Below are 11,291 nucleotides of genomic sequence, written 5' to 3'. Positions count from 1 at the left end.
CTCCGGGATGATGGCCGTGTGCGGGATCGGCAGCCCCAGCGGCCGCCTGAACAGCGCCACCACCGCGTACCAGTCGGCCAGACCGCCGATGGTCGCGGCCTCGGCAAAGGCGGCGACGAAGCCGAGCCATGGATAGGTGCGCTCGAAGGATTTGGCGAGCGCAAACACCAGCACGCAAAGCGCCAGTGCGGCCGCCGCAAGGAATTTTGTCCGCCGCAACGCGGAAAGCTTGGCATCCGCCTCGGCATCGAAACGGACCGGCGCCAGGGGCGAAGCCGATTGTGACATGGGTGAGCCGCTCCTCGTCGATCTCAGCCTATTTAGTGTTCCGATGGCCGAAATACCCGCGACAGCGGGTTTCGTCCGGAACTTTCCCCGGCCGCGCACACAAAGTTGAGGAGAAAATTCATCTATCGCACGAAGCTAGTCTGGAATTATTCCAAGGTATAGGCCATATTCCGCCCGAGCCAATGTGGCGAATCCGGAAATTCGGGTCAAAGCCATATCAGCAAAATTTCCAGATCTGGCGTGGTTGCACCGCACCAGTGCCTTGTGAGGACAAAATGCGGCTTACGCGCCAGACCAACTATGCCATGCGCATCTTGATGTATTGCGCGGCCAATGATGACCGATTGAGCCGTATCCCCGAGATCGCGGCCGCGTATTCGGTGTCGGAGCTTTTCCTGTTCAAGATCCTGCAGCCCCTGGTCGAGCACGGCCTCGTCCAGACCGTGCGAGGTAGGAATGGCGGCGTCAAGCTTGGCCGGGCGGCCGGAGCCATCAGCCTGTTCGATGTCGTGCGCGTGACGGAAGAGAGCTTCGCCATGGCCGAATGCTTCGAGAACGATGCCGCCGAATGCCCGCTCGTCGATAGCTGCGCGCTGAACTCGGCGCTGCGCGAGGCGCTGAACGCGTTCTTCGCCGTGCTGGAGCGCTATACGATCGCCGACCTCGTGGCGGCACGTCCGAATGTGCGCAACCTGCTCGGAATCGACATGCTGGAGCGCCGCGCACCAGCTGCCTGACCCAGCAGGGGCGCGGGCTAGATCTGCAATCAAGCCGCTGACTGAGGCAGCACGAACGGCATATTGCCGGCCGGCAGCACGCCGACCCTGAGCCGGCAGTCGAACACTTTTTCGATCAGGTCATCGCTCAGCACATCTCGCGGCGACCCGGTGGCGGCCAGCCTGCCGCGATGCATGACGAAGATCCGGTCGGCATACATGGCGGTCAGATTGAGGTCGTGCAGGATGGCGACCACGCCGCCGCCCCTTCTGGCGAAGTCGCGGGCAATGTTCATGATGATCAGCTGGTGCTTGATGTCGAGGCTGGAAACCGGCTCGTCGAGGAACAGAAAACGCGGCTTGCCGTCGAGCACCGGTGCCCAGACCTGGCACAGCACACGTGCGAGTTGGACGCGCTGTTGCTCGCCGCCCGAAAGCTCCTGGTAGAAACGGCCGGCAAAGCCGTCGAGATCGACACGCGCCAGCGCCCGTTCCGGCAGCCGCGCATCCTCGCCCGGCAAGACGCCTGAGCGGCCGCCGACAAGGCCGAGCTTGACCACTTCCCGCACGGTGAACGGGAACGACAGCGTCGTCGCCTGCGGCAGCACGGCACGATGGACGGCCACCTCGACCGGCTTCATCGTCGAGAGATCTCGGCCGTTGAGGGCAACGCGCCCGGTATAGGTGAGTTCGCCGGAGAGCGCTTTGAGGAAGGTCGTCTTGCCCGAACCATTGGGGCCGACGATGGCGGCGATCTCGCCGGGCCGCGCGTGGAAATCGATACCGCTGACGATAGGCTTGCCGGCGATATCAACCGAAACATCCTTGGCCTCGATCATCAAGCCTCACAAATCAACCACGCCGCGCTTGCGCAGCAGGATCCAAAGGAAAAACGGCGCGCCCGCTATCGCGGTGACGATGCCTATCGGCAGTTCGGCCGGCGCAACGATGGTGCGTGCGACCGCATCGGCCAGAAGCAGCAGCGAGGCACCGAGCAGCGCCGACGCCGGCAGCAGATAGCGATTGTCCGGACCAATCAGCAGGCGCAGCAGATGCGGTACCACGATGCCGACGAAGCCGATGCCGCCGCTGACGGCGACGGATGCGCCGACCGCGGCAGAGACGCCGACGATGGCCGTGTATTTCAGCCGCTGCACCGGAATGCCGAGATGACCGGCGGTCGCCTCGCCAAGCGCCAGCGCGTTGAGGCCGCGTGCCAGGAACGGCATCGCCGCCAGCGCCAGCACGATGATCGGCCCTACCGACGCGATCTTCGCCCAGGTTGCGCCGCCGAGCGATCCGAGTTGCCAGAAGGTCAGGTCGCGCAACTGGCGATCGTCGGCCATAAAGATAAGAATGCCGGTCAGCGCCATGGCGAGCGCCGCCAGCGCGATGCCGGCAAGCAGCATTGTGGCAACCGAGGTTTGCCCCCGCCGCGTCGCGACCTGGTAAAGCACCAGCGTGGTGGCGAGCCCGCCACAGAAGGCCGCCAGCGGCAGTGCAAGCGTGCCGAGCAAGGCGGTCACCGGAGCCAATATCGTGGCGCCGAGCACGATGACGGCAACCGCGCCGAGGCTGGAGCCGGCCGAGACGCCGATCAGGCCGGGGTCGGCCAGCGGATTGCGGAACAGTCCCTGCATGACCGCGCCGGAGACCGCGAGCGCCGCACCGACCAGCATGCCGAGGATGATGCGCGGCAGGCGGATGTCATAGACGATCAGGCTGTCGCGGGCGCTCACCGCGGCGTCATCAGGCACTGTGCCGAACAGCCAGCCCCCGATGACGTTGACGGCCGAAGCGTCCGAAGCCCCCGATGTCAGCGACAGAAAAACGGCAGCCGCCAGCCCCAGGCACAGCAGAAGGATGACGATGCGGGCGCGGCCCGACCTGTCGCCTTCGGATACGCTTGCCATCACCGGGCCGGCGATCGATTGATCGACCATGATCCGCCCGTTCAGTCCGTGACCTGCCCGCCATAAAGCGAGACAGCGAGGTCGTGGATGGCATCGGCCGTGCGTGGCCCGAAGCCGAGCAGATAGGCACCGTCGATGCGGATCAGCTTGCGCGCCTTTCCGGCCGGCGTCGAGGCGATCGACGGATTGCCGAACAGTTCGTCGTCCGAGACCGGAGGCCCGGCATTGCTCATCATCAGGATCACGTCCGGTCTGGCGGTTATGATCGCCTCGTCGGACATTTGCTTGTAGCCGGAAAAGCCCTCGACCGCGTTGACGCCGCCAGCCAGCTTGACCATACCGTCGGCCGCGGTCTCGCTGCCGGCCGCCAGGATCTTGCCGCCCTGTATCGACAGCACGAACAGGATGCGCTTGCGTTCCTTGATCGACGTCGTCGGCTTCTCGGCTGCCGTGAGCTTGGCATCGAGCTCCCCGGCGAGCACCTCGGCCTTGGCGTCGACGCCGAGCGCCTTGCCGACGATACGGACCTTTTCGAGGATGCCTTCGTGGCTATAGTGCTCGGGCACTTCGATGAACGGCACGCTCGTCTTCTTCAAGACGTCGACGGCTTCCTTGGGACCGCTGCCATGCAACGCCAGGATGCCGGTCGGGTTGACCGAGAGCACGCCTTCCGGTGACAGCGCACGCATATAGCCGACATCGGGCAGCTCAAGCGCCGCCTTTGGGTACCGGCTGGTGGAATCGCGAGCCACCAGATGCTTTTCCTCGCCGAGCGCATAGACGATCTCGGTGATCGAGCCGCCAACGGCCACGATTTTCGAAGGATCGGCAAACACGGCCGTGCCTTCCATGGCGCTGGCGGATTGCAGTGCGATAACAGCCATGGAGATACCGATCACCGGCCGGAAAATAGATCCGCGCACGGTCGACAATCTTGGGAAAAAACGCATCGCATTTTCCTCAGGCTGCGGTCGCGCTTGGGATGCGCGGCAGGTTTTCCGCCAGGAAGCGCCAGTCGTCCCGCTCGCTTTCGCCTTCATGACGCTTGCCGAAGAACTGGATGAACATCTTGCCGTCGGAATCATAGACCTCAAGCGAGGTGACATGACCGTCCTTGGTCGGCTTGCGCACCGCCCAGACCTCCTGGATGTGGTCGGTCCGCAAATGCAGGTGGAAGGTTTCGTCCAGCACGTTGATCCATGGCCCCATCGGCTTGATCGACTTGATCGGACCGGAATGGATCTGGATGCAGCCGCGGTTTCCCACAAAGCACATGATCGGCATCTCGCCCTCCGCAGCGTGATGAAACATGGCACGGACGGCATCATTGTCGAGCTGCCAGGCATAGTCTTGCCCGACCAGGCGCACCGCCTGCCGGCGGCTGAGCTTCAGCGTCTTCAGCATGCCGAAGAACTGGTGCACATCGGTCAGCCGGCTCCAGCGGTCGCGCAGATCGTCGAGATTGGCGGCCGCTTCGTCGCCATGGCTCTCGTCATCGGGGAGTGGTCCCGAAATGTCGACGGTCGGCTCCTGATTGGACGATTCGAGCGCGGCAACCAGCTTCTGATAGGCATAGAGGCTGGAGGCCGGACGCAAATGCACCTTGTGCACGGCCTCGCCCGCCGCATCGAAAAACTGCAGGCTGCGGCGGATTTCGTCGCCGTCTCGCTTCTCGACGGCAAAGCCGTGTGCCCAGACCTTCGGGAAGATGCGCAGGTCGATGTTTTCGCCAAGCACCATGGCATTGTGGTTGCCGGTGACGACCTTGTCATAGACGCCGATCTTTTCGTGCACCGCGCTCTCATTGCGGGTCAGCGCCATGACCTCGCCGACGGCCTCGAGGCCGGCCAGAAGATCGTTGACGCGCGGCTCGATGCGCACGACGCCGTCGCCGCAATGCGCGGCGACCAGTTCGGCTTCCGAAATGCCGAGCTGGGCAGCCAGATCACGCTCGCGCGTCTTCGGATTGTCTGTCCGTGCCCGCCGGATTTCATGCGGGGCGGGTTTTACGCGCTGATCCATGTTTCGTCCCTGCTGCCTAGAGCAATTCCGGGAAAAGTGTGAAACGGTTTTCCGTCCGGAATTGCGTTAAAACAAAGAGCTAGAGCGGTTCGGCGTTTCCGTGAAACGGTGAACCGCTCTAGCCCTACTTGTTGAGGATGAGCTTGCCCTGACGGGTGATCTTCAGCCGGTAGAGCGCACCGTGATGCTCAATGCCGATCTCGTGCTCGCCCTGGAACAGGGTGTTGCTGGACAGGGTTCGCACCGCCAGCGGAACCCGGTCGAAACGGGTGGGGGCCGAGGCATCGTCGGAACGGCGGACGCGATAGCGAAAATCGTTGGGATTGTGGGTGTTCATCTCTGTCGATCCCTTTCCTGTGCCGGGCGTCTGGCTAGGCGTTGCGTAATCCGATTCATTTCTTGACTTGAATAATCATGTTTACTAGTCAGTGCAATACCGGATTAAATGAGTCAACATTTAAGACGCCGGAGACGATCAAAAATGCCAGCCAGCCCCGGGCCAGCCAGCATGAAACCTGGACTTTGGAGTTGGGGCATGGGGTTGGTGACTTGGGAATGGCGTGGCCGGTCGGCGGCGAACGGCGCGGCGGCATTGTTGGCAAGCGTGGCGGCTATCGCCTTGTCGGCGCAATTGGCTAACGCCCAGCAAGCGGCGCAGCCGACAGAGCAAACGAAGAAGGCTGAAGAAGAAAACGCCGCACCAGCGGGAGCAACGCTGCTCGACAAGATCCTCGTCATCAGCCGCACCGGCGAGACGGCGATCGAATCGCTGGCATCGACCAGCCATGTCGGCCAGGAACAGCTCGACCGCCGCATGGCGACGACGCCGAATGAGATGCTGCTTGGCGTGCCCGGCGTCGCGGCGCAGGCCGACGCCAGACGCGTCAGCACCAGTATCAACATCCGAGGCTTGCAGGATTTTGGTCGCGTCGCGGTCATCGTCGACGGCGCCCGTCAGAACTTCCAGCGTTCCGACCACGGCACGCAGTCGACCTTCTACATCGACCCCGAACTCGTCAAATCCGTGGATGTTATCCGTGGTCCTGTCGCCAACACCTATGGCTCAGGCGCCATCGGCGGCGTCGTCTTCTTCGACACCAAGGACGCCGGGGATTTCCTTAAGCCGGAAGAAACATGGGCCGGCTCCGTCACGGGACGCTATGAGAGCAACGGCAAGGGCTGGACAACAAGCGCATCCGGTGCCTACCGCCTCAACGAGAACTGGGATGTGCTCGGCAACATCGTCTACCGCAACTATGACGACTACAAGGATGGCGGTGGCGACACCGTCAAGGGCACCGGCTTCGATGTGCTTAGCGACCTGCTCAAGACCACCATCCGGCCGACCGACAACAGTGAGCTGAAGCTCGGCTGGGTCGGCTCAAGCGACGGCTGGAACGAGATCAGCGGCGGCGTGCCGGTCAATGACGTCGACCTGAAGTCGAACACCTTCACCGCCCGCTACAACATTACGGATGAGGACAAGAGCTGGCTCGATCTCCATATCAACACCTCCTACAACAAGACCAATCTCGATCTGACCAGCCTCGTGCCTCTCAACCGGTTTGACCCGAGCACCGGCCTTCCAGTTGTTTTGCCGGCTGGCTCGACATCGACATTCGACATCGGCACGACCAGCATCGACATTTGGAACACGTCCAGATTCGAGACTGCGGGAATCGCGCACGAACTGACCTATGGCGGCGACTGGGCCGGCGATAAAGTCGAGACCGGCGGCACGGCCGGTGGCGACAGCTTCTATACGCCTTCCGGCAAGCGGAACGTCTCCGGCGCCTATGTCCAGGACAAGCTCACCTGGGAGTGGCTCGAAGTCATCGCCGGGCTGCGTTACGACAATTACAGCCTCAAGGATGACACACACGAAACGTCGGGGGACCGGTTGTCGCCACGCATCACCGTCGGCGTCTCGCCTTTTGACAGCGCCAGCCTTGCCGGCCTGCAATTCTACGGCACCTATGCGGAAGGATACCGGTCACCCTCCCTGTCGGAAACACTGATCAGCGGTCGCCATCCGGCAGGTGTCACCTTCCCGTTCCTGCCCAATCCCAATCTGCGGCCGGAAACCGGAAAGACCGTCGAATTCGGCGTCAACTACAAGCAGGATGACATCCTCGAAGTCGGCGATGCGCTGCGCATCAAGGCAGCCTATTTCAACAACGATGTCGAAGACTACATCGATGGCGTTACCCTGTCGCGGTTTGACCCGACAGCCGGCTGCCCGAGCGGACCCGGTATCCCGATATGCTTCCAGTACCAGAATTTTGCCAAGGCCAAGATCGACGGCTTCGAACTTGAGGGCGTCTATGATGCCGGATGGGGCTATGCCGGGCTCTCGGCCTCAATCACCAATGGTCATACCATTTCCTACAAGGACGTTCGGGCCGACCTGCTGACCATCCCCTCATCCCAGGTCATCGCGCAGCTCGGCTTGCGCTTCCTCGAGGACAAGCTGACCGTGGGCGGCGAAGTGCAATACAATGGCAAGCCCAAGGGCAATCCGATCGCCGAGGACTACACGCTGGTCAATGCTTTTGCCAGTTACCAGGCGACGGACAATTTGAAGATTGATTTCCGCGCCGACAATCTGTTCGATGTAAAATACGCCAACCCGCTCAACCTGACCACGGCCGGCCAGCCGCCGCAGCCGGTTTTCGCAGCCTACGAGCCCGGCGTCACCCTGAAGCTGGCGGCGACGATGCGATTTGGAGGCTGATGACCATGACGAGCTTGATGACATCCCTTCGTCTGCTGACCTCGATGCTGGCGATGTCGCTTGCGATGGTTCCGGCGTGGGCACAAGAGTCCGCGCCGGTCCCTGCGCTGACCCTTGAACTCAACGGTGCGCAACCTTCCGACAAGGGTTGCCGCCTGACGTTCGTGGTCAACAACAATCTCGGCGCCGACCTGTCCAAGGCGGCGTTCGAGATCGCCCTGTTCAACGAGTCCGGCGTCGTCGACCGGCTGACCGTGCTCGACTTCAAGGAATTGCCGGCAGGCAAGACCAAGGTGACGCGTTTCGATCTGGCCGGCACCGAGTGCTCGAAAGTCAGCCGCGTGCTGATCAACAGCGCGACCGAATGCACCGGTACCGGCGTCGAACCGAACGCCTGCATGCGAAAGCTGAAGACGGACACCAAGACCGGGATCGCTTTCGGAGTCTGAGGTGGGGCTGCATCATGCATTCCCGCGAAACACCGTAGTGCAGCCTCTGGCCGGCGATAGCAGACTGCCGGCGAACGATCTTGATTTGACAACTCTGCTCTTGTCGCTGCAGGTCTCGCGGCGAGACATGCAGGACATCAATCCCCTCCCCGAGGCCGGCGCCGAGCTGACCATAGAGCCAAGCGAGCCGCTCGCGCTGCCGCGGCCATCGGCCTGGAGCCGCAAATGGACGGCGGCGATCGTCGTCTCCTGCCTGCTCCATGTCGCGGTGGCGGCGGCCTTTCTGATCTCCCCTACGGGGATTTCCAGTTTCCAGGACGCCGAGCAGCCGGAAGGTAGTGAACAGTCGGGCACCAATGTGGCCGGCAGCGCGCTGGACAAGGAAGCGCCGGCAATAAACGTTGCACTGGTGCCGAACCCGCAGCCGGCCAGACCACAGCCAGCAACGCCGCCCAAGCCAATGCCGCCAACGGAGGCCTCCCAACCTGTCACGGAAGCAGCAAAGCCGCTCCTCAGGCCGGTTCCGAATCCCGTCAAACAGCCGCCGGTGACCCCCGAAATATTGGTGGCCGGCGCCCCGCGCTCCGATGATCAGACCGTGGCTAGGAAGGCCGAAACACCAGCGGAGCCAACCGTTCAGGCCGAGAGCACGGAAGCGCCTGTCGCCGTTCCGGAGCGGCCTCCGATCCCTAGAGCCAGGCCAACTCCGGCAGCTGCCCCTTCAGAGATGGCGGATGAGAAGCGCGGCGCGGCGGATGGCGAGGACCGGTCGGCGCAAGCAGCCAGCAAGGGCAAAAGGCAAAAGGAGGCAGGCACGGCCGCGGAAGACAACTACCGCGGCGATGTTTTTAGAAAGCTCGGCAGCGTCAATCGCACCCTCCCGCCTTCCCTACAGCTGGCGGCACGCAACAATGCGGTTGTCACATTCGTCATAGGCAGGAAGGGCAACATAAACGAGTTGCGCATTCTGGAAACCTCAGGATCGGCGGCTTTTGATCAGGCAGCGCTTGGCATTGTCCGCAAGGCAGCCCCCTTCCCTCCGATTCCACCACAGGCAGCAAGCGCAAATTTGGAGTTCGAGACCGAAATCGGCCCATTTTGAATGTGCGCAGAACAAACGCTGCAGCCGCCAATCATCAACATCCGTACGAAAGGAACCGCCATGTACATCGCAATGAACCGCTTCAAGGTGCAGACCGGCTCGGAGAACGATTTCGAAGCCGTCTGGAAGAACCGCGACTCCAGCCTTGCTGAGATGAAGGGGTTTAGGGAATTCCATCTGCTGCGTGGCCCGGTCAACGAGACCGAAGGCTACACGCTTTTCGCGTCGCACACGGTGTGGGCCAGCCACGACGATTTTATCGCCTGGACCAAGTCCGAGAATTTCCGCGCCGCCCACAGGAATGTCGGCACGACAAAGGTCCACTATCTCGGCCACCCCCAGTTCGAGGGTTTTTCGGTCGTCGAAGGCGCGTAATGCATGTCGTCCAAAAGTGGTCCCGATTTTTGGGACAACGACATGCATAAAAACAAAAGTTGACCGGGGTCAGGCCCCGGCCAGCAAGCTCGCATTGCCGCCAGCAGCGGTGGTGTCGACGCAGACCGCGCGCTCATGCGCATAAGCCGCCGGGTTGAGCACCTCGGTGACCAGCGGCACGATTGGGCCGGAGCGGTCGGCGATGACCTTGCGCACGATGCGCGCGGCCTCGGACGTGCCTGAAAAAGCGACGACGTCGACGCGTAGCGCGCGCGCCTCGACCGGATCCGGCCGGCCGTCGATGGCGGCCAGCGGCAGGCCCTTGCCGGTCAACGCGGAAAGGGCTGCCGGTGCGCCGGGCGCCACCGCCAGCACCGCATTGCCGGCGGCGAGCGCCTGGATCGTCTGCGCCAGCAGCGTATCGCCGTCAGGACCAAGGCACAGCACCCGTCCGCGTGGCGACAGCGACAGCGTGTTGGCCTCGCCGGTCGGCCCAGGCAGGTCGACCTGGCCGAAATCGATGCCGGCGGCCGCACCAATGGCCGCAGCACCCTTGCCGCGCAGATGCTTCCTCAGAATGGCGATCCGGTCGGGCCGCGTCGACCAGCCGCCAAGTGCGGGATCGGGCAGATTGTCGGCAAGTTCGGTCGCCGTGACCTTGTGGCCATCCTGCACATGGGTGCCAGCCTCCGGCCCCTTGCGGAAGCGGCGGAGGTAGTGCGGGCCGCCGGCCTTCGGACCGGTGCCTGAAAGCCCCTCGCCGCCAAACGGCTGCGAACCGACGACGGCGCCGATCTGGTTGCGGTTGACATAGATGTTGCCGGCATGGATGCCGTCGACGAAATGCTGCACGCGGCCCTCGATCCGGGTGTGCAGGCCGAAGGTCAGGCCATAGCCCTTGCGGTTGATGGCAGCGATGACCGCGTCGATCTCGTCGGCGTCGAAGGTGGCGACATGCAGCACCGGCCCGAACACCTCGCGCTCCATATCCTCGATACCCTTGACGCGGAAGACGTGGGGCGCGACGAAGCGCCCTTCCTTCGGCGCTTCGAGCTTGGCGATCAGCCGGCCCTGCAGGCCCATTTTCGTGCAGTACTCGCGGATCGAGTTCTGTGCCTCGTCGTCGATGACCGGGCCGACATCGGTCGAAATCCGCCAGGGATCGCCGACATTGAGCGCCTCCATGGCGCCCTTCAGCATCTCCAGCATCTTCTTCTCGACATCCTTCTGCACATAGAGCACGCGCAGCGCCGAGCAGCGCTGGCCGGCACTCTGGAAGGCCGAGGCGAGGATGTCGCGCACCGCCTGTTCGGGCAGCGCGGTGGAATCGACGATCATGGCATTAAGGCCGCCGGTCTCGGCGATCAGCATGGCGTCGGGCGCGGCCGTCTCGGCCAATTGCTTCTCGATCAGCTTGGCAACCTCGGTCGAGCCGGTGAAGCATACGCCGGCAATGCGCGGGTCAGCGGTCAGCGGGCCACCGACCGACGGGCCGTCGCCGGGCAGAAGCTGGATGACGTCTTCCGGCACACCAGCCTCGCGCAGCAGTTCGACAGCACGGAAAGCGATCAGCGGCGTCTGCTCGGCCGGCTTGGCGATAACCGAATTGCCGGTGACAAGTGCTGCCGCGATCTGGCCGGTGAAGATGGCGAGCGGGAAGTTCCACGGTGAAATGCAGACGATGGCGCCCCG

The 11,291-nt window shown here is 63.1% G+C and carries 12 protein-coding genes; 5 read left to right on the top strand and 7 right to left on the bottom strand.

From position 1 onward, the window contains the following. A partial coding sequence (locus tag EN749_RS20700; protein ID WP_128363860.1) for a DUF445 family protein occupies positions 1 to 288 on the bottom strand: 288 nt, incomplete at its 3' end. A 275-nt stretch (positions 289 to 563) separates the two neighbouring features. Between EN749_RS20700 and rirA the strand changes: the two genes are divergently transcribed. Continuing rightward, on the top strand, positions 564 to 1,025 hold the full coding sequence (gene rirA / locus EN749_RS20695) for an iron-responsive transcriptional regulator RirA (RefSeq protein ID WP_128363859.1): 462 nt from the start codon (positions 564 to 566) through the stop codon (positions 1,023 to 1,025). Between the two features lie 29 nt (positions 1,026 to 1,054). On the opposite strand, the gene EN749_RS20690 is transcribed toward rirA, so the two are convergent. The 5 genes from EN749_RS20690 to hemP all read right to left on the bottom strand — a co-directional run bounded on the left by EN749_RS20690 (position 1,055) and on the right by hemP (position 5,276). Then, positions 1,055 to 1,843 carry a heme ABC transporter ATP-binding protein gene (locus tag EN749_RS20690; RefSeq protein ID WP_128363858.1) on the bottom strand — a complete coding sequence of 263 codons (789 nt, stop codon included), beginning with the start codon at positions 1,841 to 1,843 and terminating at the stop codon, positions 1,055 to 1,057. A 6-nt stretch (positions 1,844 to 1,849) separates the two neighbouring features. Then, entirely contained in the window at positions 1,850 to 2,947 is a 1,098-nt protein-coding gene (locus EN749_RS20685) for an iron ABC transporter permease (protein ID WP_127267526.1), read from the bottom strand. Positions 2,948 to 2,958: 11 nt separating this feature from the next. Further along, positions 2,959 to 3,867: a hemin ABC transporter substrate-binding protein gene (locus tag EN749_RS20680; RefSeq protein ID WP_127396590.1), complete on the bottom strand. Its 909-nt coding sequence runs from the start codon at positions 3,865 to 3,867 to the stop codon at positions 2,959 to 2,961. A gap of 10 nt (positions 3,868 to 3,877) precedes the next feature. Then, entirely contained in the window at positions 3,878 to 4,939 is a 1,062-nt protein-coding gene (locus tag EN749_RS20675) for a hemin-degrading factor (RefSeq protein ID WP_128363857.1), read from the bottom strand. Positions 4,940 to 5,063: 124 nt separating this feature from the next. Further along, positions 5,064 to 5,276 (bottom strand): hemin uptake protein HemP, encoded by a 213-nt coding sequence (hemP, locus tag EN749_RS20670; protein WP_127271521.1) that lies wholly within the window; start codon positions 5,274 to 5,276, stop codon positions 5,064 to 5,066. 198 nt (positions 5,277 to 5,474) lie between these two features. Here hemP and EN749_RS20665 point away from each other — a divergent pair, with 198 nt between their 5' ends. The 4 genes from EN749_RS20665 (at position 5,475) to EN749_RS20650 (ending at position 9,599) form a co-directional block, all read left to right on the top strand. Next, positions 5,475 to 7,673 (top strand): TonB-dependent hemoglobin/transferrin/lactoferrin family receptor, encoded by a 2,199-nt coding sequence (locus EN749_RS20665; RefSeq protein WP_128363856.1) that lies wholly within the window; start codon positions 5,475 to 5,477, stop codon positions 7,671 to 7,673. Between the two features lie 5 nt (positions 7,674 to 7,678). Then, positions 7,679 to 8,122: a hypothetical protein gene (locus EN749_RS20660; protein ID WP_128363862.1), complete on the top strand. Its 444-nt coding sequence runs from the start codon at positions 7,679 to 7,681 to the stop codon at positions 8,120 to 8,122. Positions 8,123 to 8,390: 268 nt separating this feature from the next. Then, complete coding sequence (locus tag EN749_RS20655) at positions 8,391 to 9,224, top strand: energy transducer TonB (RefSeq protein ID WP_245491465.1); 834 nt, start codon at positions 8,391 to 8,393, stop codon at positions 9,222 to 9,224. A gap of 60 nt (positions 9,225 to 9,284) precedes the next feature. Further along, positions 9,285 to 9,599, top strand: coding sequence for an antibiotic biosynthesis monooxygenase (locus EN749_RS20650; protein WP_027039045.1), 315 nt, complete (start codon positions 9,285 to 9,287; stop codon positions 9,597 to 9,599). A gap of 69 nt (positions 9,600 to 9,668) precedes the next feature. Here the strand turns inward: EN749_RS20650 and EN749_RS20645 are convergent. Then, positions 9,669 to 11,291: L-glutamate gamma-semialdehyde dehydrogenase (locus tag EN749_RS20645; RefSeq protein ID WP_128363855.1), on the bottom strand; the 1,623-nt coding region annotated here is incomplete at its 5' end.

It is taken from the genome of Mesorhizobium sp. M7A.F.Ca.ET.027.02.1.1 (assembly GCF_004022985.1).
Taxonomy (GTDB): Bacteria; Pseudomonadota; Alphaproteobacteria; order Rhizobiales; family Rhizobiaceae; genus Mesorhizobium.
This window is presented reverse-complemented; position numbering and strand designations above follow the sequence as displayed.